This is a genomic window from Afipia sp. DC4300-2b1 (assembly GCF_049895725.1).
Classification (GTDB): domain Bacteria; phylum Pseudomonadota; class Alphaproteobacteria; order Rhizobiales; family Xanthobacteraceae; genus Afipia; species Afipia broomeae.
In genome coordinates this window covers 720277-741793 of sequence record NZ_JAFCSX010000003.1, presented here as the reverse complement: position 1 = coordinate 741793, position 21517 = coordinate 720277, and the positions used below count along the sequence as shown (strand labels likewise).

At 62.4% G+C, this 21517-nt stretch carries 22 protein-coding genes and 1 tRNA gene; 11 read left to right on the top strand and 12 right to left on the bottom strand.

The window, feature by feature from the left end; all coding sequences use genetic code 11:
• Positions 1–5 precede the first annotated feature (5 nt).
• The 5 genes from ACP7AL_RS16020 to ACP7AL_RS16000 form a co-directional block, all read right to left on the bottom strand.
• Positions 6–1214: an EAL domain-containing protein gene (locus tag ACP7AL_RS16020; protein WP_425992744.1), complete on the bottom strand. Its 1209-nt coding sequence runs from the start codon at positions 1212–1214 to the stop codon at positions 6–8.
• 258 nt (positions 1215–1472) lie between these two features.
• Positions 1473–1868: an SRPBCC family protein gene (locus ACP7AL_RS16015; protein ID WP_425992742.1), complete on the bottom strand. Its 396-nt coding sequence runs from the start codon at positions 1866–1868 to the stop codon at positions 1473–1475.
• Positions 1869–1892: 24 nt separating this feature from the next.
• Positions 1893–2252: a VOC family protein gene (locus ACP7AL_RS16010; RefSeq protein ID WP_425992740.1), complete on the bottom strand. Its 360-nt coding sequence runs from the start codon at positions 2250–2252 to the stop codon at positions 1893–1895.
• A 22-nt stretch (positions 2253–2274) separates the two neighbouring features.
• A complete protein-coding gene (locus ACP7AL_RS16005) occupies positions 2275–3123 on the bottom strand; it encodes a helix-turn-helix transcriptional regulator (protein ID WP_425992738.1) in 849 nt (282 codons plus the stop codon).
• A 9-nt stretch (positions 3124–3132) separates the two neighbouring features.
• Positions 3133–3723, bottom strand: a complete 591-nt coding sequence (locus tag ACP7AL_RS16000; RefSeq protein ID WP_425992736.1) for a methylated-DNA--[protein]-cysteine S-methyltransferase — start codon at positions 3721–3723, stop codon at positions 3133–3135.
• Between the two features lie 135 nt (positions 3724–3858).
• Between ACP7AL_RS16000 and ACP7AL_RS15995 the strand changes: the two genes are divergently transcribed.
• From ACP7AL_RS15995 to ACP7AL_RS15985, 3 genes are all read left to right on the top strand, one after another.
• Positions 3859–3932 (top strand) — tRNA-Gly (locus tag ACP7AL_RS15995).
• Between the two features lie 49 nt (positions 3933–3981).
• Positions 3982–4998, top strand: coding sequence for a 2-dehydropantoate 2-reductase (locus tag ACP7AL_RS15990; RefSeq protein ID WP_425992734.1), 1017 nt, complete (start codon positions 3982–3984; stop codon positions 4996–4998).
• A gap of 208 nt (positions 4999–5206) precedes the next feature.
• Positions 5207–5569, top strand: a complete 363-nt coding sequence (locus ACP7AL_RS15985; RefSeq protein ID WP_006022964.1) for a PRC-barrel domain-containing protein — start codon at positions 5207–5209, stop codon at positions 5567–5569.
• Positions 5570–5667: 98 nt separating this feature from the next.
• Here ACP7AL_RS15985 and ACP7AL_RS15980 read toward each other — a convergent pair whose 3' ends face one another.
• A complete protein-coding gene (locus ACP7AL_RS15980) occupies positions 5668–7326 on the bottom strand; it encodes an FAD-binding dehydrogenase (RefSeq protein WP_425992730.1) in 1659 nt (552 codons plus the stop codon).
• Between the two features lie 272 nt (positions 7327–7598).
• Between ACP7AL_RS15980 and ACP7AL_RS15975 the strand changes: the two genes are divergently transcribed.
• Together ACP7AL_RS15975 and ACP7AL_RS15970 are read left to right on the top strand one after the other, a co-directional pair.
• Positions 7599–8060, top strand: coding sequence for a hypothetical protein (locus tag ACP7AL_RS15975; RefSeq protein ID WP_425992728.1), 462 nt, complete (start codon positions 7599–7601; stop codon positions 8058–8060).
• Positions 8061–8220: 160 nt separating this feature from the next.
• On the top strand, positions 8221–8811 hold the full coding sequence (locus tag ACP7AL_RS15970) for an SCO family protein (RefSeq protein WP_006022961.1): 591 nt from the start codon (positions 8221–8223) through the stop codon (positions 8809–8811).
• Between the two features lie 6 nt (positions 8812–8817).
• On the opposite strand, the gene ACP7AL_RS15965 is transcribed toward ACP7AL_RS15970, so the two are convergent.
• Positions 8818–10845 carry a glycosyltransferase family 2 protein gene (locus ACP7AL_RS15965; protein ID WP_425992999.1) on the bottom strand — a complete coding sequence of 676 codons (2028 nt, stop codon included), beginning with the start codon at positions 10843–10845 and terminating at the stop codon, positions 8818–8820.
• An 82-nt stretch (positions 10846–10927) separates the two neighbouring features.
• Here ACP7AL_RS15965 and ACP7AL_RS15960 point away from each other — a divergent pair, with 82 nt between their 5' ends.
• The 4 genes from ACP7AL_RS15960 to ybaK are packed head-to-tail and all read left to right on the top strand — an operon-like array spanning position 10928 to position 14688.
• Positions 10928–11866, top strand: coding sequence for a transporter substrate-binding domain-containing protein (locus ACP7AL_RS15960; RefSeq protein WP_425992726.1), 939 nt, complete (start codon positions 10928–10930; stop codon positions 11864–11866).
• 16 nt (positions 11867–11882) lie between these two features.
• A complete protein-coding gene (locus tag ACP7AL_RS15955; protein WP_425992724.1) occupies positions 11883–12533 on the top strand; it encodes a Pr6Pr family membrane protein in 651 nt (216 codons plus the stop codon).
• Positions 12534–12553: 20 nt separating this feature from the next.
• Positions 12554–14194, top strand: a complete 1641-nt coding sequence (locus ACP7AL_RS15950; protein WP_425992722.1) for a lysine--tRNA ligase — start codon at positions 12554–12556, stop codon at positions 14192–14194.
• A 20-nt stretch (positions 14195–14214) separates the two neighbouring features.
• Positions 14215–14688 carry a Cys-tRNA(Pro) deacylase gene (ybaK, locus tag ACP7AL_RS15945; RefSeq protein WP_024920322.1) on the top strand — a complete coding sequence of 158 codons (474 nt, stop codon included), beginning with the start codon at positions 14215–14217 and terminating at the stop codon, positions 14686–14688.
• 9 nt (positions 14689–14697) lie between these two features.
• Here the strand turns inward: ybaK and ACP7AL_RS15940 are convergent, their stop codons facing one another.
• Complete coding sequence (locus ACP7AL_RS15940) at positions 14698–15324, bottom strand: S24 family peptidase (protein ID WP_006022928.1); 627 nt, start codon at positions 15322–15324, stop codon at positions 14698–14700.
• A gap of 218 nt (positions 15325–15542) precedes the next feature.
• Between ACP7AL_RS15940 and ACP7AL_RS15935 the strand changes: the two genes are divergently transcribed.
• The gene (locus ACP7AL_RS15935; RefSeq protein ID WP_425992997.1) at positions 15543–15887 is read left to right on the top strand and encodes a DUF952 domain-containing protein; all 345 of its coding nucleotides are present in this window, start codon (positions 15543–15545) and stop codon (positions 15885–15887) included.
• On the top strand, positions 15884–16978 hold the full coding sequence (locus ACP7AL_RS15930; protein WP_006022926.1) for a quinone-dependent dihydroorotate dehydrogenase: 1095 nt from the start codon (positions 15884–15886) through the stop codon (positions 16976–16978). The genes ACP7AL_RS15935 and ACP7AL_RS15930 overlap by 4 nt, the downstream gene beginning before the upstream one ends.
• Here the strand turns inward: ACP7AL_RS15930 and ACP7AL_RS15925 are convergent.
• The 4 genes from ACP7AL_RS15925 to ACP7AL_RS15910 all read right to left on the bottom strand — a co-directional run bounded on the left by ACP7AL_RS15925 (position 16953) and on the right by ACP7AL_RS15910 (position 21376).
• On the bottom strand, positions 16953–18242 hold the full coding sequence (locus tag ACP7AL_RS15925; protein ID WP_425992995.1) for an MATE family efflux transporter: 1290 nt from the start codon (positions 18240–18242) through the stop codon (positions 16953–16955). The genes ACP7AL_RS15930 and ACP7AL_RS15925 overlap by 26 nt on opposite strands.
• Before the next feature lie 57 nt (positions 18243–18299).
• Complete coding sequence (locus tag ACP7AL_RS15920) at positions 18300–18605, bottom strand: DUF6460 domain-containing protein (RefSeq protein WP_006022924.1); 306 nt, start codon at positions 18603–18605, stop codon at positions 18300–18302.
• Positions 18606–18671: 66 nt separating this feature from the next.
• The gene (locus tag ACP7AL_RS15915; protein ID WP_425992718.1) at positions 18672–20348 is read right to left on the bottom strand and encodes a cisplatin damage response ATP-dependent DNA ligase; all 1677 of its coding nucleotides are present in this window, start codon (positions 20346–20348) and stop codon (positions 18672–18674) included.
• Complete coding sequence (locus tag ACP7AL_RS15910) at positions 20345–21376, bottom strand: ligase-associated DNA damage response exonuclease (protein ID WP_425992716.1); 1032 nt, start codon at positions 21374–21376, stop codon at positions 20345–20347. Before ACP7AL_RS15910 ends, ACP7AL_RS15915 begins: the two co-directional genes overlap by 4 nt.
• Positions 21377–21517 lie beyond the last annotated feature (141 nt).

The following is a 21517-nucleotide window of genomic DNA, read 5'->3' as shown; positions in this document are numbered from 1 at the left end:
AGCCGTCACGCGAGCACGGTCGGACGTGCGAGCGAGGCGCGGGCGAACTTCTTCGCGTTGGCGGGTTTGCCGAACAGATAGCCCTGGGCCAGGTCGAATCCCATCTCGTGGATCGCGACCAGATCGGACCGGGTCTCCACGCCCTTGGCGACGGTGCGCGCGCCGTGCCGGTCCGCAAGTTCGAGGATGCGGCGGCAGACGGTCTGCTTGAGGCGGTTATCCGCAGAGCCGGTGACGAATTCCCGATCGACCTTGATTTCGACGAACGGAAAACTCTTCAGCTCCGTGAGCAGCGGCCAGTCGGTCCCGAGATCATCGATCGAGATTGCGATGTTGTGAAATCGCAGGCGCTTGGCGACATCGATCGCCAGATCGAGATTCCGGATGATCTCGAAGCCTTTGACCTCCACGATCAAGCCTCCGAACGCGGGATGGTCCGGAATCTGGCGGCAGAGATGGCTGACCAGCGCCGGGTCTTCGAGAAAGCTGATCGGCAGATTGATGGAGATGTCGACGGGGCCGTGCTGATCCACGAAATAATGCCAGTCCTCCAGCGCGCGGCTGACGACAAATTCGGACAGCCCCTTGAACTGCGGGTCTCGAGCGTCAGGGATAAAGGATGCCGGAGGCACCACGCCCCATGATGGGTGACGCATGCGGATCAGCGCCTCCGCGCCGCGGGGGGCGAGCGTATGCACGTCGATTTTCTGCTGGTACCACAATTCCAGCCAGCCGGCCTTCAGCGCTTCCGCGACGTCGACAGGCGGACTCGGCGGGGCTTGTTGCGGAAGCAGCGTGACCACACTGGCCCTCAGGCCGTCCGCGCTGAACGGTGTGGCAAGCGGCGGCAGCATCGCAATCTGAAGTTCTTCCCCGAGTTGGCGCAGCGCGCTCACGACGATCGACTCCTTTGGGCCGATCAGCAGCACCTGGCCGTCGAATTTCCTGTCGACGATGATTTTCAGGATCTGCCCGGCCTGAACGCCATCATTCGGTATTCCGAGCAGAATGAGATCGGGCGCGTGCAGGTCCAGCAGCAAGGGCAACTCGTCGGCGTTCGCGCACTCGGATGCAACGAAGCCCAGCTCTTCAAGAGCCTCCGCAAGAAACGTGCGGATATGTCTCTTCGCGTCGACGATGCAAACGCGCGGCGTCACCTTGCGCTGGCCGAATGTCGCGACCGTGTCCAATTCCGCGGGCTTGAAACCCCTCATGCGTCACCTCCGTGTCCCCAGAGACGGAAGTCTTAGCGTCATGGAGTGGTCGCAAATGTGGAATTGTTGAATCATCCACTCGTATAATTCGGTAAGGTTAAAGGCGCGAGAAAGATTCAAATTTGTGCGGCATTTTCCGAAAATCCGGTCGCATCCAATGTTGTTGGTGCGAATTGATCATACCGCAGTCAGAGAATGCAGCATGATCATCATGAAGAGCGCCTGGTGTCATCGTTGGCGACACATCCGGCCGGATAACTAGCCGTTTTCGAATCGTTTCTTTATCGCTGCGATCGACAAGTCCATTTGTCCGCTGATGTATGGCGCGATTTCGTTCGGCAGCACGTCCACGGTCCAGACAAATTTGCTGCGCCTGTCGCCATCTTCGTGAATCTGCACCGAGGCGCTGTGTTGCCTGATCCTTTCGCTGGCGATGGCGTAGACGAGACGCCGTTTCGCGTCGTCGCAATCGACAAGAATCTCGCGTGCGTTCGTGCCGTTTGAAAACGTCACGAGCCGGGAGTCGCCGTCCATGACGGCGTTGGTAACGAAGCCGGGCGCGAGCCGGGTGTGGACTGCTCCGAAGTCGCGCACTGCGTCCCAGACATCATGCGCGGATGATGCAATCGCAAACTCTTTCTGGATCGATGCCATGTTTTCCTCCGTGCCGGTCGGGGATCACGTGCACACGGCCTCGACATTGTTTCCGTCGGGGTCGATCAGAAATGCGGCGTAGTAGGTGGGGCTATAGTCCGCGCGCGGACCTGCGCCGCCATTGTCGCGGCCGCCGGCCTTCAGTCCCGCGGAGTGAAACGCCTTGATGGCGTCGTGGGTCGCGGCACGGAATGCGACATGTGCGCCAGACCCTTCGCGGTCTCTCGACAGATGCAGCCAGAGTGCCGGCGTATCCTTCGGTCCAAATCCGGCACCGCTTTCGTCGCGCGAGCAGAGAACATGGCCGAGCGGTGCGAGCGCGGCGGTGTAGAATTTGATGCTGGCGTCGAGGTTTCTGACTTTTAGTCCGATATGGTCGTACATGATGATCTCCCTGTGATGGAGATCACCCTACGGCAGCGGCCTTGAGCCGTTCTTGGAAAATCTTGCGGTCGCCGCGCGCCGCATCGCGGAACCGCCGCGGAGAAACGCCAGCGGCCCGATGGAAGGTGCGCACAAAGTTCGACAGGTCGCCGAATCCCACATCGAAGGCGATCGATGTGATCGACCGCGCATCGTCGGCCAGCAGCCTTGCCGCATGGCGCAGCCGCGCGCGCACCAGATACTGATGCGGCGTCACCCCGAGCACATTCGAGAACATCCGCAGGAAATGAAAAGAGCTGACGCCGGCAGCCTTGGCAGTCGTCTCCAGATCCACGGCCCGGCCGGCATGGGCATCGATCCACAGTGCACTCTCGACAGCGCGGCGGCGGTCGCGCGCGGTGGCCGGCGATGCCTTCTGGGCCTTTCCGGACGTTGCTTCGACAAAACGGTTCACAAACAGAATCGCGGCCTCATCGATCCCGATGTCGCTGTCGCCGCGTCCGGTCGCCTGCGCCAGTTCTCCATAGACCATGAGTTCAGGTGTCGGCGGCACGCAGCCGATCTGCAAGGCATCTGTCCGGACGCCCATGTCATCGGCGAGTGCAGGCGAGAGCTGGAACGAGAGGCATTCATCGCCGCAAACGTGATGAGGATGCGAGCAGGTATATTCGTCGCCGGCATGACCCAGCATCACCGCCCCGGCGACCAGTTCGTGGGAACGGCCACGGGTGTCATAGCCGAAGCTGCCCTTGCGGACATAGGAGAGCGAATGGCGCGTGTGCTGTTCGAGGAACGGCTTATCGTCCGGCCCCATGGTGCACCGGTAATCGAACACGGACAGCGCCGCACTCTCAAACAGGGTGATCTTCATAGCGGGACGTTAGCCCCGGCGTCGTTGCGGGGCAATCGACAGGCCGGGGTCGAACAGCATCGGCGCATCCTCGGCGTCGCGGGTCGAAACGCGGGCGCGTTCGATGGCAAGCATGCGGAACTTGGTAGTCACGCCTCCATTGGCGGAAAACCCGCCGGTCTTGCCGCCCGCCGCCAGCACGCGGTGGCAGGGGATCACGATGGGCAGGGGATTTTCGCCGAGCGCCTTGCCCACCGCGCGCGACAGCAGCTTGTCGCCGAGGCGCGTGGCGATATCGCCATAGGTCAGCGTTTCGCCGGGGGCGATGGTTTGCGCGATGTCGTAGACGCGCCGGTTGAAGGCGGGCAGGCGATCAGTATCGAGGGCGATGAAGGACAGGTCCGTCGCTTCGCCGCTGAGTAGCTCCACCATGGCATCGCAGGCGCGCTGCACATCCGCCGGTGGCGCCATTTCCTGTGCGCCAGGTGCTTTCTGAAGCAGGCGTGCACGGGTTCTGGCATCGTCGGCTTCAGGGAGTTGCACGCCCAAAAGACCGCGATCGCCCCAGGCGACGCCGCAGCGCCCGATCGCCGTGTCGAACAATGCAAAACCAGCCGTCATGTCGCGTTCCAGTGTTTCATAGCCGCATCCCGAAACTTGGAGAATCTTGCGCTTTTCGGTCCCGTTCGCCACCCGAATCCTGCGATGCCAGCCATCTTGCGGCTTGCCGCCGGGTGTGGCTAAGGTTGGAACCGCGCGGGCGTAGTTCAATGGTAGAACGGCAGCTTCCCAAGCTGCATACGAGGGTTCGATTCCCTTCGCCCGCTCCAGCTTCGTAAGGGTTCTTCCGCAAACTGCAATCCATCGGGCTGGGCGGCCATGACGTCATCGAAATCCATCAGTGTCGCGGGCGCCGGCGGCATCGGCTGCTTCGTCGGGGGGGTGCTGCGCGCCGGCGGGCACCCGGTCTCGCTTTTGGCGCGCCCGCGCCTGATCGAGGACATCGCCCGGCATGGGCTGAAGGTCACGAGCTTTGAAGGTATCGAGCATCGCCTGACGCCGGCCGAGATCAAACTGTCCGACGATCCCGCAGCGATTTTTGCGGGCGCGGATATCATCCTTGTCACGGTCAAGAGCGACGACACCCCGGAGATCGCGGATCTGATCGCGCGGCATGCCGCGAAGAATGCCGTGATCGTCAGCCTTCAGAACGGCACCGGCAATGTCTCGGTGCTGCGCGATGCACTGCCGGATCACGATGTGCTGGCGGGGATGGTGCCGTTCAATGTTCTGTCCCTTGGCGAGGGTCATTTTCATCGCGCCACCTCCGGAGACATCCTGCTGGAGAAGGACGATCCGGATATCGCAAAATTGCTGTCACGGCCGGAACTTGTTTTCCGCAGTGTGGATGACATCGAGGGCGTGCAATGGGGCAAGCTGCTGATCAATCTGAACAACGCACTCAATGCGCTGTCTGGTCTTCCGCTTCGCGATCAGCTTGCGCAGCGCTCCTGGCGGACGCTGTTCGCCGACCAGATACGTGAGGCATTGGCGGTGATTAAGGCTGAAGGCATCGCTCCGCTGTCGACAACGCCGCTGCCGGCGTCCTTCACGCCGTTCATTCTGAAACTGCCCGATGCGCTGTTTACGCGGATCGCGGCATCGATGGTGAAGATCGACCCGAAGGCGCGCTCGTCGATGTGGGAAGACCTGCAGCGCGGGCGCCGCACAGAGATAGATCACCTGCAGGGCCTGATCGTCAGGCTTGCCGAGCGCCATGGTCTGAAGGCGCCGCTGTCTGCGCGAATTGTCGCACTGATCAGAAACGCTGAGGAAGCGGGCAAGGGCTCACCGGGCCTGACCCCGGAGCAGGTCCGGGCTGTTGGTCAGGGCTGATTTTCCAGCCGGACGGGCTGGCGGGGCGGCGGCGACAGAGTTACGTTATCTGGGTTGATGCAAGCGCCGGGTTAGCCCGCAACTGTCTTGCCCGCGAGCCCGGTTTACAGGCCTTGCTCGGAAGAGCGGTGAGGTCGTGGTCGCGGCATAAGCCGCGCAATCATGGCGGACCAATCTGCGACACAGGCTTCCACGGCTGGAGGCTCTCATGCATGCGGACACAATCAATCTGAAATCACATCGTCTTGTTGCCAGCGACAGGGTCGAAGGAACGCGCGTCTTCAACGCCGACGGCAGAAAAATAGGAAGCATCAAACGATTGATGATCGACAAGACCAGCGGCAACGTCGCCTACGCGGTCCTGTGCTTCGGCGGCTTTCTCGGAGTCGGCGAAGACTATCGCCCGCTTCCGTGGGCGAGCATGAAGTACAACCCCGCGATCGAAGGCTACGAACTTCTGACCTTGATGACTGAAGAGGAACTGGCGAAAGCGCCGTCCTTCGGAACCGACAAGGAATTCGATTGGGGCAACCGTGTCCGCGAAGTCGATGCTTACTGGATCGGCTTCTGACACGCGTTGCGAAAGCGATTGCTCCGCAGCTCCCTGAAACGCCCGTGGTTTCAGGGAGGCGTCAGGCTGGCACGATGTCCGGTTTGTTGCCGGGCTGACTACACGATTGCCTTGGCTGCCGCGCGCCCGGCATTGCGTCCCGAGAAAAGGCAGCCGCCGAGGAATGTGCCTTCAAGTGCGCGATAGCCGTGCACGCCGCCGCCGCCGAAGCCCGCCGCTTCGCCCACGGCGTACAGTCCCTGGATGATCTGGCCGTCATTGCCGAACACGCGTGAGTCGAGATCGGTCTCGAAGCCGCCGAGCGTCTTGCGCGTCAGGATGTTGAGTTTCACCGCGATCAGCGGCCCGAAAGCCGGATCGAGAATCTTGTGCGGTTTGGCGGTCCGGATCAGTTTGTCGCCGAGATAGCGCCGCGCATTATGGATGCCCATGACCTGGGTGTCCTTGACGTAAGGATTGTCGATCTCGCGGTCGCGCGCTTCGATCTGCTGACGGATCGACGTTATGTCGAGCAGGTTTGCGGTTCCAAGCTTGTTCATGGCCGCAACAAGATCATCGAGATTGTCACGGACGATGAAGTCGGCGCCTTTCGCCTTGAAGGCTTCGACGGGGTCGGGTGCGCCCTTGTTAAAGGCGCGGCGAAGGGTCATGCGCCAGCTCTTGCCGGTGAGATCCGGATTTTGCTCCGAGCCTGACAGCGCGAACTCTTTCTTGATGATGGCTTGCGTCAGAATGAACCACGAATACTCGTGGCCTGTCTTCATAATATACTCGAGTTGGCCGAGCGTATCGTAACCGGGATACAGCGGCGAGGGCAGACGCTTGCCGGTTGCATCGAACCACATCGACGACGGTCCAGGCAGAATGCGAATGCCATGACCTGGCCAGATCGGGTTCCAGTTGTGAACGCCTTCAACGTAGTGCCACATGCGGTCGCGGTTGATGAGGCGTGCGCCTGCAGCTTCGGTAATGCCGATCATGCGGCCGTCGACGTGAGCCGGAACACCGCTCACCATGTGCTTCGGCGGCGTGCCGAGACGTTTCGGCCAGTTCTCGCGCACGAGATCATGATTGCCGCCGATGCCGCCGGAGGCGACGATCACGGCCTGCGCGCGGAACGAGAAATCGCCGGTCTCGGTACGCGACGAACTGACGCCGCGTGGTTCCGGCGACGGCTCGAGTGTCCTGCCGCTGACGCCGGTGGCTGCGCCGCCGGTCATGTCGAGAGCATCGACGCGATGACGGAACTTGAAAATGATGCGGCCGGTTTTGGCGTGCTCGCGCGCGCGCCGCTCGAACGGTTCCACCACACCGGGACCGGTGCCCCAGCTCACATGAAAGCGCGGCACCGAGTTACCGTGGCCCATGGCGTCATAGCCGCCGCGCTCGGCCCAGCCGACCACGGGAAAAATGCGGTGGCCCATCGCCTGAAGCCAGCCGCGCTTCTCGCCGGCTGCGAAGGCGACATAGGCTTCCGCCCATTTTCGCGGCCAGTGATCCTCATCGCGATCGAATCCCGCAGTCCCCATCCAGTCCTGCAGAGCGAGGTCATGGGAATCCTTGATGCCAAGCCGCCGCTGTTCGGGTGTATCGACAAGAAATAACCCGCCGAGCGACCAGAACGCCTGCCCGCCGAGATTCTGCTCGCCTTCCTGATCGACCACGATCACGCGCTTGCCGGCATCGGCCAGTTCGTTCGCGGCCACGAGGCCCGCCAGTCCTGCGCCGACGACAATTACGTCCGCATCATTCGCCATTTTTGATTTCTCCCCAGGTTCCGGATTGAAGCGCGACGCGCAAAGCCGGGTCAACGGAAATTGCGGCCAAAAATGGCAGCGCGCGCCTCAAGTCGTTCACTGGACCACGCACGCCATGTTCCAATTCGGGATCGGCCAGTGCAGGTGCAGCAAGCCAGCAACACTGCAATAGAATCCGTCCCCGCACTGCTGCGCGATCTGGACAAAATTCCAGACTCGCAACACGCTGATGTTGCCCCGATCGATACAGGCAGGGGGCGACGGGGCCGGCAATGAAGATTGTGACGGGGTTTCTGACGGCGGTGCTTATCCTTGGCGGAGTGGGCTCGAGTCACGCTGTGGTTCGGATTGCTGAAGACCGCGGCGGCCGGATCGGGACCTATGTCGACAAGTATCAAAGCCTCAAAGGCTCCGGTGAGACTGTTGTGATCGACGGCCTGTGCGCGTCGGCCTGCACCATCGTGCTCGGCGCCGTGTCCCACGACAAGATTTGCGTGACCTCGCGCGCCAGCCTTGGATTTCATGCGGCCTGGGACTTCGGAGCCAGCGGCCGGCCGGTGACGAACCGTGAAGCGACACGGATGCTGTACGATATGTATCCGACGTCGATCCGGAGCTGGATTTCACGGCGCGGCGGCCTGAAGCCACGGATGATTTTTCTTCGTGGCCGCGAACTGACGAGCATGTATCGTCCGTGCTATATGGACGCCCAAGCCTCCGCACACGTTCGCTAACGCCAAAACCCCAGATCGGGCAGACGGTTGCTCCCGGTCATGTGATCGGGCATGCCCGCGCGACACTTGCTCGCCATGGCTGTGCGCTCTATCCCATGCCCAACCTGGAACAAAGCGGCCAGCCTGACGCGGCCTGCTGCTGATTGAGGAATTTATTGCGATGGACAGGACGACCCGGCCGCTGGTGATTATCGCGGCGTTTGCCGGCAGCCTTGCGATCGGTCTGCTGGTCACGTTGTGGCTGCTGGGTGGCTTGCGCGGCGCCACCGCGCCGGCTGCGATCGGGGGGCCGTTTCGCCTGACCGATCAGACAGGACAAACGGTCACTGAGAAAAATCTCGTCGGCCGCCCAAGCATCGTCTTTTTCGGCTTCACGCACTGCCCGGATGTTTGCCCGACAGCACTGTTCGAGATGTCCGAGGTTCTGCGCGCCATGGGCCCCGATGCCGGCAAGCTGAACGCGTATTTTGTATCCGTCGACCCCGAACGCGACACATCATCGGTGATGAAGGATTACATTGCGAGTTTCGATCCGCATCTCAAGGGACTGACCGGCAGCCCGGATGAAATTGCCAGGATGATTTCTGCCTATCGGGTTTACGCCAAGAAGATTCCCCTGAAGGACGGCGATTACACGATGGATCACACAGCGCTGATCTATCTGATGGACAAAAATGGAAACTTCGTGCGTCCGTTCGATCTGAAGCGCAAGCCCGAGGAAGCCGCGGCGGATCTCAAGCGCTATCTCTGATCCGCCTTAGTCGCTCTGGCCGCGCATCCCGTCCGGTTGAGATCTCCGTACAGACATGCGTGACGTTTGCGCGAGACCGTGCTCGGTCTTCTCCCAGTGATAGGGTTCGGTTAGCAACTGATAGAGCGCGCGCCAGGCTGCGAGGGACAGGAAAATCCAGTAGACCGGAGTGAGAGCGAGCACCCATGCTTCGCGCAGCAAATTCCGCTTCGCAAGGCCGATCAGTCCGATCACGATGGTGGTCAGATAGCCTGCCGCAATCGTCGCCAGATAAAGTTCGATGAATGGTTTGGCAAAGAATGACGCAACGCTGTCGTCAAACGCGCTCATCACACCCCGCACCAGAAGTTCGCCAAGCAGGAACGGATGCGCAAGCGCGGTCAGAACGTTTCCACCCACGATAATGTTGAGGGTGAAGAAGCCGCCGGCGCCGGCATCGCGCCAGAGCTTGCGCGGCGAGCGCATGTGAACGCTCCAGGTTTGCATCCAGCCCTTCATCCATCGCGAGCGCTGCCGCAGCCATGCCGTGAACCGTGCCGGCGCCTCTTCATAGGTCGTTGACGGAAACATCACGCAACGATACCCGAAACGCGCGAGCCGGAAGCCGAGATCTGCGTCTTCGGTCACGTTATAGGGGTCCCAGCCGCCGACCTCGCGCAGCACGCTGGTGCGGAAATGATTGGACGAGCCGCCGAGCGGCAGCGGCATCTCGAAATTGGAAAAGCCCTGCAGGAAGACATCGAATTGCCCGGCGTATTCGGCGGTGAACATCCGCGGTATCCAGCCGTCTGCGGTGTTGTCGATGCAAAGACTTGCCTGGGCGCAGGCGACTTCTGGTCCGTAGGTCCGGAAGACATCGAGCGCATCGCGAAGCTGGCCCGGTTCGGGCCGGTCCTCGGCATCGAAGACCGTGATAAAGGTGCCGCGCGCGAAGTTCAGCGCGCAGTTGAGGGCCTTGGGTTTTGTGCGGGGGCCCACGTCGGGCGCGATGATGACCTGCACATGCGGCATAGGTCCGAGCCTGGCGATCGCCGCGCGGGTTCCGAGATCGTCGGTCTCGATGACGAGCTTGATGTCGAGTTTTTCGGGAGGATAGTCCAGCGCACCGATGTACTGCATCAGCGGCGCGACGGATGAGGCCTCGCGATACAGCGCTGCGATCACGGTGTAGATGGGCAATTGACTGTCAGGCAGCCGGGGGCGCTGACGCCGCCGTTTGGGCGGCGAAAGACACCCTGCAAGCCGCAGACTCGTAAACAGCAAAAACCATATGGCGAGGATCAGGCCGAAGGTGTCGATCACCAGCATGGGTGCCAGCGTCAGCAGCGCAACGGGAGCCGCAAGCCGCAGAAGATTGCGGCCGAAACGAAACAGGCGGCTGCTCGAAGCTGGAACCGGTGCGGCTGACAGCGGGGGAAAACGCGTGAGGAGGTTTTCCGCTGCGGTGCGGGCCAGGATATTGCCGGATTGATTTTCGAGAAATGCGTTGAACCGTGCGGTCGATGCGAGCCGAACGCGCGGGAGAAGAGATGGATACTCCGTGATCAGCCGGATGATGCGCCGTGCGGTGTATCCGTGTGGTGCGGACACATACGCCAGTTCCCCCCGCTGCCGGATGGGAAGGATGCCGTGCCGCGCGCAGAGGTGAAGGCCGTCATCGGGCAGGAGACAGTCAGCAAGGCTGAGGTCGTCGAGGGTTTCGATTTGCAGTCCGGTATGGATGGCAAGCTGGTCGAGATATGCGTCTTCGCTGATGACACCCCACTGGATCAGAACCCGTTCAGCGCCGACCCCGATCTCGTTGCTGCGCCGCTCGGCCGCGGCGATCAGCGAAGGGGCGAACAGGTGGCGCAGGCAATCGAGCTCCACCGCTGGACCGGGCTCGCGTATCCCCGGCCGGTTGTCGTTCTGTGAGGGTGGAGGCCCGAGCAGTCCAGCGATGTATGACGTGAGATTCCGGGCGGACGCCGTCAGGCTCGCGAAACGTTGCGGCCTGGCCCCGTCAACCTCGCTTGCCCGCCCAGCCACGGCCATCAGACCGCTACCCCACGCCACAAACGCACTCGAATCCGCCTGTGAATGGTCTATAAGACCCGATACGCGGAACCCCGGGTCAATGCAACCACAGATGGTATCTTCCTTCAATGTCCAATTGCGCGGCGCTGTCCATGCAGCCGCCGGTTTGGCCGTCTGGGCTGCTGTGACGTGGCTCGTGCCGCCAGCACTCGCGCAAGGCGTTCCAGCAACCTCCCAGTCGCCTTCGCCTGCGGTCATTCCGCAGCCCGCAGCGCCTCAGGCTGTGCCGGGATTCTGGGATCCGCGGCGCCGGCCGGATCGGCCCGACCTGTCGCGCCTGACTGTCATCCGGTTCCTGACAGAGACGGACTATCCGCCCTTCAACTTCACGGGACCGGACGGCAACCCGGCCGGATTCAATGTCGATCTTGCCCGGCTGATCTGCGATGAAATCAAGGTGGCATGCACCATCCAGATGCGCCGGTTCGAGACGCTGGTGGACGCGATCAACGGTAACCGCGGCGATGCGATCATCGCGTCGCTGGCTGTGACGCCGCAGCTTCGCGCCAAGCTCGATTTCAGCGATCCCTACTACCGCTCGCCCGCGCGCTTCGTGTCGCGTAAGGACGCTGTGATGGCGGAGGTCCGTCCGGAATACCTCGAGGGCAAGAAGGTCGGGGCGATCGCGGGCTCGTCCCATGAAGCCTATCTGAAGACGCTGTTTACCGACGCGCAGATCGTCAGCTTTCCGAATGACGACGCGCTTCGCGTTGCGCTGCGCCGGGGCGAAGTCGATTTCATTTTCGGCGACGCGATTTCACTGGCGTTCTGGATCAACGGAACCGATTCCGGCGACTGCTGCGCTTTCAGCGGGGGCCCCTTCACGGAGAGCCGGTATTTCGGCGAGGGCGTCGGAATCGGGGTCAAGCGCGGCAACGACGTGCTGCGGCAGGCGCTGAACTGGGCGATGTTCCGGCTCTGGGAAAAGGGCCGCTACACCGATTTATGGCTGCGCTATTTCTCGGTCAGTCCGTTCTAACGTCTCGGATGCGGCAATGACTTTGACGCGAACGGCGAAACTCAAGCGAACCGCCGCGGCGCTTCTTGCGCTGCTGGGATGGGCGACGCTCCTGCTGCAGTATTGGCTCTTGATGCGAACCGCTGGCGTGATGGCGCTTTCGCCGCTTGAGGCCACCATCCGCTTTTTCTCCTACTTCACGATCCAGTCGAATATTCTGGCGGCCCTGGTGCTGACCGCATTTGCCATCAAGAGCGGCCCGGAGGAATGGCTGGTGCATCCGTTCGTGCGCTCTGCGGTGGCGGTTTACATCGCCATGGTTGGATTGGTTTATGCCGTGCTGCTGCGGCAGCTCTGGTCGCCGGTGGGCGCGCAGTGGATTGCAGACGCGATGCTGCATTACGCCATGCCGGTGGCCTACCTGCTGTTCTGGCTGACCTGTGTGAGCAAGGCGGGGCTGCGCTGGTACGATCCGCTGCTGTGGCTAATCTATCCGCTGTTCTATCTTGGCTTCGTCCTGGTGCGCGGAAAGATATCCGGCTTCTATCCGTACCCCTTTATCGACGCCAAGACCTTGGGTTATGCAGGTGTTGCGGCTAATACAGCCGGATTGCTGATCGTCTGCGCTGCGATTGGCATGTGTCTGGTGATGACCGGCTGGTGGCTCGCGCGCCGGCAGCCGGTTTGATTTTTGCGCGGAGATTCTTGATGTCGACTGAAATGCCTTCATCCGCGAGCGACCTGCGGGCGCTTGCCGAACAATCCAACGCCTGGCCGTTCGAACAGGCGAAGCAGATTGTCGCGCGGCTGAAGAAAAAACCCAAGGACGAGGTGCTGTTCGAGACCGGCTACGGTCCCTCCGGGCTGCCGCATATCGGCACCTTCGGCGAGGTGGCGCGCACCACCATGGTGCGCCATGCGTTTCGCGTGCTGACCGAGGACAAGATCAAGACCAAACTGCTGGCGTTCTCCGACGACATGGACGGCCTGCGCAAGGTGCCGGACAACGTGCCGAACAAGGAGATGCTGGAGCAGGATCTCGGCAAGCCGCTGACGCAGGTGCGCGATCCGTTCGGTACCCATCCGAGTTTCGGCGAGCACAACAACGCGCGGCTGCGCGCGTTCCTCGACACCTTCGGGTTCGACTACGAATTCGCCTCATCCACGCAGTACTACAAGTCGGGCCGCTTCGACGCGACGCTGCTGAAGATGCTGGAGAACATCGACAAGGTGATGGCGATCATGCTGCCGTCGCTGCGCGAGGAGCGCGCCGCCACGTACTCGCCGTTCCTGCCGATTTCGCCGCGCACCGGGGTCGTGCTGCAGGTGCCGATCGTTGAACACGATGCGAAGGCCGGTACGATTTCGTATGACGATCCGGACACCAGGGAGCGCGTCACCGTTCCGGTTACCGGCGGGCATTGCAAATTGCAATGGAAGCCGGATTGGGCGATGCGCTGGGTTGCGCTCGGCGTCGATTATGAGATGGCGGGTAAGGACCTGATCGATTCGGTGAAGCTGTCGGGCAAGATCTGCTCGGCGCTCGGCGGCACGCCGCCGGAAGGCTTCAACTACGAACTGTTTCTCGACGACAAGGGCCAGAAGATTTCCAAGTCGAAGGGCAATGGCCTGACCATCGACGAGTGGCTGCGCTACGCCTCGCCGGAATCGTTGTCGCTGTTCATGTATCGTGAGCCGAAGGCGGCGAAGCGGCTGTATTTCGATGTGATCCCGCGCAATGTCGATGACTATCAGCAGTTCATTGACGGCTATCCGCGTCAGGACGGCAAGCAGCGCCTCAGCAATCCGGTCTGGCACATCCACGCGGGCAATCCGCCGCTGGCCGATATGCCGGTGACCTTCCAGTTGCTGCTGACGCTGGTGTCGTCATCGAACGCGGAGAATGCCGAAACGCTATGGGGCTTCATTGGCCGGTATCGTCCGGGTGTCACGCCGAAGACCCATCCGAAGCTCGACGACATGGTCGGCTACGCGATCAACTATTATCGCGACTTCGTGGCGCAGACGAAGACCTTCCGCCAACCGACCGAGAGCGAGCGCGCAGCTTTGACCGATCTGCGCAACGCGCTGGCGCAACTGCCGCCTGAGGCATCCGCGGAAGACATTCAGAACGTGGTCTATGAAATCGGCCGCCGCGAACCGTTCCTGGATCACAAGAAGGCCGGCAAGGACGGCCGCCCGGGCGTGTCGCTCGACTGGTTCAACATGCTCTATCAGGTGCTGCTCGGCCAGGAGAAGGGCCCGCGCTTCGGGTCGTTCGTAGCGGTCTATGGCGTGGCGAACGCGATCGCGATGATCGATGCTGCGCTGAAGCGAGCGGCGGCCTAGCCGCCGCCTCGGAGCCACGCATGTCGAAGGTGACGCGCGCGACCAAGATGCTTGAACAGGCCGGCGTCGCCTTCACCGTTCACACCTATGATTACGATGGCGACGCAGACCGGATCGGATTGCAGGCCGCCGAGGCGCTCGGCGAAGATCCATCGCGCGTGCTCAAGTCGCTGATGGCGCTGGTCGACGGAAAGCCGGTCTGCGTCATCGTTCCTTCCGATCGTGAAGTGTCGATGAAAAAGCTCGCCGCTGGGTTCGGCGGAAAATCCGCGCAGATGATGAAGCCGGCCGATGCGGAACGCCTGTCGGGCTACAAGGTCGGCGGCATCAGCCCTTTCGGACAATCGAGGCCGCCGCGCGCAGCCATCGAGGAGCAGGCGATGGCGCAGGATCTTGTCTACATCAATGGCGGGCAGCGCGGATTGCAGGTGCGGCTCAATCCGCGCGACGCGGCAAAAGTGCTGGGCGCGATTGTTGCGCCGCTGGTGGCTTGAGGCGGAGTTTTACTGGCTCGCCCAGACGATGCGCGCGATCCATTCGACGTTCTTGGCGTCGATGACGCGGTCCTTGTGCGCCGGATTGAGCGATTGCAGTTCGATGACTTTCGCGGTCCGGCGTTTCAGTTCCTTGACCATGACCTCGCCGTCCTTGGTCTTCACCACGACACGGTCGCCGCGCCGGATCGGTGAGCCAGGTGAGACGATGATGACATCGCCGTCACGATAGGCGGGCTTCATCGAGTCGCCGGAAATTTCCAGCGCATAGGCATGCTCGTCGTTGACCGAAGGAAGCCCGACTTCATCCCAGCCCTTGCCGACCGGAAAGCCGCCGTCGTCGAAATAGCCGCCGGTGCCCGCTTCAGCGAAGCCGAGCAGCGGCACCGCCTGCACCGAGCGTGCGGTGTCCTCGATGAACTGCACGAACGTGTCGACGGTGGTGCCGGTCGCGGCCAGCGCTTTCGCCACCGATTCAGTCGATGGCCAGCGTTCGCGTCCGTCCGGCGTGATCCGCTTCGATTTGTTGAAGGTGGTGGGATCGAGGCCCGCACGTTTGGCCAATGCGGATGCCGATAAACCCGCGCGTTCGGCGAGGCGATCGAGCGCATTCCAGATTTGATCGTGGGTCAACATGGGATGGCCGGATGTCTGGCCCAGCCGACCGGACCGGGCAGTGAATTTTATCAGGAACTAGGAATTATTACCTCGAAACGGGCGTCTCTGCAATGCATAGCGATCAGATGAACGCTGCCCTTGAAGTGGCCGGAGCGCGCCGATACGGTCTGCGGGGCGCTCGGCAGAGCTCCGAAAAATCCCAAATGAATTCAATAACTCACGAGAGTCCGCCCGCCGTGTCCACGATCTACAAGATTTGCCCCGCGTCGGCCTGGCGCGAGGCCGAGCGGCAGGGCGCCTTTCGCGGCAGTGCCGACGACAAGCGCGACGGCTTTATCCATTTTTCCACCGCGTCCCAGGTGGCGGGGACCGTCGCCAAGCATTTCGCAGGGCAGACGGGGCTGTTTCTGATTGCGGTCGATGCCGAGGCGCTGGGCCCGGCGTTGAAATGGGAACGCTCGCGCGGCGGCGAGTTGTTTCCGCATCTCTACGGCGAACTCGACACCGGCGCTGTGACAGACATCCTCGACCTGCGTGCGCGCTCCGACGGTTCGCACGATATTCCGGAGCTTGCGTCGTGATCCGCGCTTTCGATGCTCTCACGTTGCCGCTGCTGCGCCGGCTCGATCCGGAAGACGCCCATCGGCTGGCGATCGGCGGGCTGCGGCTGTTGCCGCCGGCCAAGCCGCGCCCCAGCGATCCCAAGCTTGCGGTGCGTGCCTTCGGCCTGAACTTCCCCAATCCTGTCGGCATGGCCGCGGGTTTCGACAAAAATGCCGAAGCACCGGACGCGTTGCTGCGGCTGGGTTTCGGCTTTGTCGAGATCGGATCGGTGACACCGAAACCGCAGGACGGAAATCCGCGCCCGCGGCTGTTTCGCCTCGAGCAGGATTCCGGCGTCATCAATAGGATGGGTTTCAACAATGACGGGGCGGAAGCCGTGCTTCGGCGGCTCGCCGCGCGCTCGCGTCTCGGCGGCATCGTCGGCGTCAATGTCGGCGCCAACAAGGATTCGATGGATCGCACGGCGGACTACGTCCGGCTGATTGAGCTGTTCGCGCCGGTGGCGAGCTACTTTACGGTCAACGTGTCGTCGCCCAACACGCCTGGCCTGCGCAATCTGCAGCAGGCGGCGGCGCTGGACGATCTTCTGGCGCGGGTGGTCGATGCGCGCGAGCGCGTGCGCAAGAATGCCGGCGATTCGCCGCTGCTTCTGAAGATCGCGCCGGATCTGACTTTGCAGGAACTCGACGATGTTGTGCACATTGCCCGCTCGCGCCGGGTCGACGGCATGATCGTCGCGAACACCACGCTGGCGCGGCCCGCCTCACTGCGCGAACAGGCCCGCGCGAAGGAGCAGGGCGGATTGTCCGGGCGGCCGCTCTTGAGGTTATCCACGCGCATGGTCGCGGAAACATACGTACGCGCTGAAGGCGCGTTTCCGCTGATCGGCGTCGGCGGAATCGATTCTGGCGGGGCTGCGCTGATGAAGATCCGCGCCGGCGCCACTCTGATACAGCTCTATTCGTCGCTGATCTACAAGGGCCTCGGACTGGTCGAAGACATCAAGGCCGACCTCGTATCCACGTTGCGGCGGACCAGCCGCGACAGTCTCTCCGAAATCGTCGGCGCGGATGCTGCGACGATTACCGCGGAGCCGTGGCCGGACTAAGCTTTCCGTTGCCGAATGAAGCCCTGAACAGCGCGGGATAACGCAGCGCCTGCAAGCCGCCGCGCGCGACATAATGAATCAGGAGCGCGCTCCACAGGCCCGCATTGCCGAACGGCCGCAGCAGCGCCCAAGCCGTGAGGAAGATCACCAGCGACAGCAGCATGAGATTGCGCATGTCGCGCGCCCAGGTCGCGCCGATGAAAATGCCGTCATAGGCGAATGCGAAAAAGCCGACGAGCGGCGCGAGAATGACAAAGACGAGATAGTCGTTCGCCACGCCCTGAATATCGAGATTCGGCGTCATCACCGCGATCAGACCCGATCCGAAAAAGAAGTAAGCGGTGCTCACGGCGAGCGCGAACACCGATCCCCACAGCATGATGAGTCGGGTTGCGGTCAGGAAGCCCTCGCGGTCGCGCTTGCCGTAGGTGCGCCCGCAAATCTGTTCGGCGGCATTGGCGATGCCGTCGAGAAAGAAGGCGCTGATCAAAAGGAAGTTGTTGAGTACCGCATTGGCGGCGAGCACGGTGTCGCCGGCGCGTGCGCCTTGCGACGTAAAGAAAAGAAACGCGGCGATCAGGGCCGCGGTGCGAATCAGAATGTCCCGGTTGACCGCGAACATGTGCAGCAGCCGCTCGCGATCGAACAGCCGCTCCGTGCTGATATCGAATACACCGCCGAGCAGACGCCAGGCCAAGGCCGCGCCGACAATAAATCCGGTGGTTTCCGCCAGCACAGCCGCTATCGCCGCACCCGCGATGCCCTTGTTCAGCACCAGGACGAGCCACGCGGTCATTGCGATGTTGGCGACATTGATCAGGATTTGCAGGGCAAGCGCGGTTTTCGCGCGCGCCTGGCCGACGAACCAGCCGAGCAGAACATAGTTGCCGAGCGCCATCGGCGCGGACCACAGGCGGATCGCGAAGTATTCGCGCGCGGCCGCCGTCACAGGCTCGCTGCCTCCCATCAATGACAGGATGACAGTCCCGAGAGGTTTGCTCACGGCAATCAGTAGCAGGCCGATAGCCGCCGCGATGATAATCGCGCGAAACAGGGTTGCGCGAATTTCAACATGATCCCGCGCGCCGAGAGCCTGCGCGGTGAACGCGACAGTGCCCATGCGCAGGAAACCGAACAGCCAGAACAGGCAATCGAAAACCACCGATGCGATGGCGACGCCGCCGAGCAGGGCGGGGTCACCCAGTCTGCCGATACAGGCCGTCGCGACGACACCGAGCAGCGGCGTCGTGAGGTTGGCCAGCATCGCCGGACCGGCGATGCTGAAAACCTGTGCGGTTGTAACTTTGGCCGCGTCTCTCAATCAGCGCGGCCGCTGGGTGCTGAACAGCCGCGAAATCAGCCAGACCGGGATCACGATCACTGCGCCGAGCAGGAAGTAACGCCACACGCCGTTGATGAAATCGAAGCCCAGATTCCAGATCCAGTCGATCAGCCGGCGGATGCTGTAGATGATGTTCCACGGATCGAAGCCGATCGCGGCGAGCACGACGCCGACCAGCAGCGACAGCAACACCAGCCGCAGCAGCACCGCCAATGGCGAGCCGCCGAGAAAACGCGACAGATTGTCGTCGTTCCTGGCTGGGATTTCTCTCACGTCGTCCGGCATTGTCGTCTCCTCGGTGGGTGCGCCATCGCACAATAGCACGCCACATGGGGAACTGTCTCGGTTGCGTCAATGGCCGCTGGCGGTCGCCGGAGAGGAAATCTCGCTCTCGGAGATTAACATCCGTTCAAGTGTCTCCAGCCGGTCGGCATCGCGCGGCGGCTTGTCCCACCGCAGCCGGCTGATCCGGGGGAAGCGCATGGCGACGCCGGACTTGTGCCGCGCCGAGCGCGCCAGTCCCTCGAAAGCCACCTCGAACACCAGTCCCTGATCGGGCTCGTGCACCACATGGCGCACCGGGCCGAACTTCTCGGTGGTGTGGCGGCGGACGAAGCGGTCGATTTGAATCAACTCCTCGTCGGTGAAGCCAAAATAGGCCTTGCCGACCGGCACGAGCTGATCGGCGCCGTCGATGCTGGTCCAGACGCCGAAGGTGTAATCGGAATAATACGACGAGCGCTTGCCGTGGCCGCGCTGCGCATACATCAGCACGGCGTCGATGATGTGCGGATCGCGTTTCCATTTCCACCACTGGCCTTTCGGCCGGCCCGGCAGATACGGCGCGTCGCGGCGTTTGAGCATTACACCTTCGACGGCCTCCGAATCTTCCCCGGCTCCGGCGCTGGCCGGATCGGCCCGCGCGGCGGCGAGATCGTCCCAGGTCTTGAACGGCACCTGAGGTGACAGGTCGATATGCGGATCATTGAGTTGCGCCACAAAGGCTTCGAGTTTTGAGCGCCGCTCGGCGAAGGTCAGCATGCGCAGGTCGTTGTCGCCGTCACTCAGCAGATCGTAGGCGCGCAGATGAATCGGATAGTCCTTCATCAGCTTCGGCGTCACGGACTTCCGGTTCAGCCGCTGTTGCAAAACGTTGAACGTCTGCACGCGTCCATCGCGCAGCACCAGCAGTTCTCCGTCGAGCGCGCCGGGAAATCTTAAGGATGGCACCAGATCAGGAAAGCTCTTGGTGATGTCTTCGCCGGTGCGCGAATAGAGACGGGTGAGGATGTTGCCGCGCTCGTCCCTACCGCTCACAGCCTGCACGCGGATGCCGTCCCACTTCCATTCAGCGGTGAAGTCGTCCGGTGCGAGATTGGCGAAATCCGTATCCTCGATGGCATGCGCCAGCATCACCGGACGGAACGGCGCCGGATCGCGGTTGACCGGCTTGTCGGCGCGGCCTTCCAGCCACGCGAACAGATCGAGATAGGGCGGCACAAGTCCTGGCCAGATCAGTTCGACATCGTGGGCGTCCTTGTCGCCCAGCGCCGCAGCGGCGGTTTTTGCCAGCCGTGCCGACACGCCGATGCGCAGGCCGCCGGTGACGAGTTTCAGCAGCGCCCAGCGACCGGTCTCATCCAGTTCGTCGAGCCAACGTACGAGCTGTGCCGGGATGCCTGTCTTGCCGAGGGTGTTAAGGGTGGTCACGACTTCCGTCAGCGTCGGAGGCGGCGGAGAGTTGGTAGCGCGCTTGTCGGCGGGCCACATCAGCGCAACTGTCTCAGACAGGTCGCCGACATAGTCATACGACAGCGCAAACAGTGTCGGATCGGTGCGCGCGGCAATCAGGTCGCGGATCAATCCTGCCTTGGCGTGACGAAACGACAGCGCGCCGGTCAGCGCCGCCAGCGCCCAGCCGCGATCTGGGTCCGGCACCTCGCGAAAGTAGTTTGTGATCAGCCGCAGCTTGTTGTTGCGGCCGGGCTCATAGGCAAGGCGGTCGAGCAGATGCGCAAACCGGTTCATGACGTCGCCTCTTCCGGCGCAGCGCCTTCGTCCTCGTCACCGTAGCCGACCAGATCGAGCGGCCGCGCTTTGAGGCCCTTCGACTGACACCAGTGAACCAGTGCGTCTTCCTGGCCATGCGTCACCCAGACCTCGCCTGCGCCGGTCGCGTCGATGGTCGCACATAATCCGTCCCAGTCGGCGTGATCGGAAATCACCAGCGGCAGTTCGATCCCCTTTTGCCGCGCGCGGGCGCGCACCCGCATCCAGCCCGATGCAAACGCCGCGACCGGATCGGGAAACCGCCGCGTCCAGATGTCGGTGATCGCCGAAGGCGGCGCGAGCGTAATGGTCCCGGCAAGGTCAGTCTTCTTCACGCCTTTCGCCAGCCGCAGCTCGCCGAGGTCGATGCCGCGGCTCTCGTAGTAGCGCGTGATTTTCTCCATCGCCCCGTGCATGTAGATCGGCGCGGTGTAGCCTGCCGCGCGGATCATCGCGATGACGCGCTGGGCTTTGCCGAGTGAATACGCGCCGACCAGATGGGCGCGCTCCGGAAACAGCGCGACCGATGCCAACAGTTTGGCAATCTCGCCCTCGACGTTGGCGTGGCGGAACACCGGCAGTCCGAAGGTGGCCTCGGTGATGAAGACGTCGCACGGCACCACCTCGAACGGCGCGCAGGTCGGATCAGGCGTGTCCTTGTAGTCGCCCGAGGCGACGATTTTGGTCTTGCCGCTGCTGACGGCGATCTGCGCCGAGCCCAGCACATGCCCGGCGGGATGGAATGTGACGCTGACTCCGCCCAGTTTGATTGTCTCATCGTAGGAAATCGCCTGCGTGCTGCCGGCGAAATTGTCGCCGTAACGCAGCCTCATGATGTCGAGGGTTTCCCGCGTCGCCAGCACCGCACCATGGCCAGGGCGGGCATGATCGGAGTGGCCATGGGTAATCAGCGCCCGCTCCACCGGCCGTACCGGGTCGATATGAAAGCCGCCGGGCTTGCAGCAAAGTCCGGCGGCGACGGGCATCAGGATGTCTTGCGGGCGCATCTCTAGTGGTCCGATTCTAACATTCGCATCGCGTCTCGGCAGGCACCCTTGCGAATGTTAGAATCAAGGGACCACTAGCAAATACAGGTTTCTAGTGGAGTTTTGGATTTGACATTCGCTTGCGGACTCGCGGGAGCAGGT

Excerpts from the sequence above, each read along its gene's own strand:
- ACP7AL_RS16020 (WP_425992744.1), bottom strand. The coding sequence starts at position 1,214 with ATGAGGGGTTTCAAGCCCGCGGAATTGGACACGGTCGCGACATTCGGC.
- ACP7AL_RS16015 (WP_425992742.1), bottom strand. The coding sequence starts at position 1,868 with ATGGCATCGATCCAGAAAGAGTTTGCGATTGCATCATCCGCGCATGAT.
- ACP7AL_RS16010 (WP_425992740.1), bottom strand. The coding sequence starts at position 2,252 with ATGTACGACCATATCGGACTAAAAGTCAGAAACCTCGACGCCAGCATC.
- ACP7AL_RS16005 (WP_425992738.1), bottom strand. The coding sequence starts at position 3,123 with ATGAAGATCACCCTGTTTGAGAGTGCGGCGCTGTCCGTGTTCGATTAC.
- ACP7AL_RS16000 (WP_425992736.1), bottom strand. The coding sequence starts at position 3,723 with ATGACGGCTGGTTTTGCATTGTTCGACACGGCGATCGGGCGCTGCGGC.
- ACP7AL_RS15990 (WP_425992734.1), top strand. The coding sequence starts at position 3,982 with ATGACGTCATCGAAATCCATCAGTGTCGCGGGCGCCGGCGGCATCGGC.
- ACP7AL_RS15985 (WP_006022964.1), top strand. The coding sequence starts at position 5,207 with ATGCATGCGGACACAATCAATCTGAAATCACATCGTCTTGTTGCCAGC.
- ACP7AL_RS15980 (WP_425992730.1), bottom strand. The coding sequence starts at position 7,326 with ATGGCGAATGATGCGGACGTAATTGTCGTCGGCGCAGGACTGGCGGGC.
- ACP7AL_RS15975 (WP_425992728.1), top strand. The coding sequence starts at position 7,599 with ATGAAGATTGTGACGGGGTTTCTGACGGCGGTGCTTATCCTTGGCGGA.
- ACP7AL_RS15970 (WP_006022961.1), top strand. The coding sequence starts at position 8,221 with ATGGACAGGACGACCCGGCCGCTGGTGATTATCGCGGCGTTTGCCGGC.
- ACP7AL_RS15965 (WP_425992999.1), bottom strand. The coding sequence starts at position 10,845 with ATGGCCGTGGCTGGGCGGGCAAGCGAGGTTGACGGGGCCAGGCCGCAA.
- ACP7AL_RS15960 (WP_425992726.1), top strand. The coding sequence starts at position 10,928 with ATGCAACCACAGATGGTATCTTCCTTCAATGTCCAATTGCGCGGCGCT.
- ACP7AL_RS15955 (WP_425992724.1), top strand. The coding sequence starts at position 11,883 with ATGACTTTGACGCGAACGGCGAAACTCAAGCGAACCGCCGCGGCGCTT.
- ACP7AL_RS15950 (WP_425992722.1), top strand. The coding sequence starts at position 12,554 with ATGTCGACTGAAATGCCTTCATCCGCGAGCGACCTGCGGGCGCTTGCC.
- ybaK (WP_024920322.1), top strand. The coding sequence starts at position 14,215 with ATGTCGAAGGTGACGCGCGCGACCAAGATGCTTGAACAGGCCGGCGTC.
- ACP7AL_RS15940 (WP_006022928.1), bottom strand. The coding sequence starts at position 15,324 with ATGTTGACCCACGATCAAATCTGGAATGCGCTCGATCGCCTCGCCGAA.
- ACP7AL_RS15925 (WP_425992995.1), bottom strand. The coding sequence starts at position 18,242 with ATGCTGGCCAACCTCACGACGCCGCTGCTCGGTGTCGTCGCGACGGCC.
- ACP7AL_RS15920 (WP_006022924.1), bottom strand. The coding sequence starts at position 18,605 with ATGCCGGACGACGTGAGAGAAATCCCAGCCAGGAACGACGACAATCTG.
- ACP7AL_RS15915 (WP_425992718.1), bottom strand. The coding sequence starts at position 20,348 with ATGAACCGGTTTGCGCATCTGCTCGACCGCCTTGCCTATGAGCCCGGC.
- ACP7AL_RS15910 (WP_425992716.1), bottom strand. The coding sequence starts at position 21,376 with ATGCGCCCGCAAGACATCCTGATGCCCGTCGCCGCCGGACTTTGCTGC.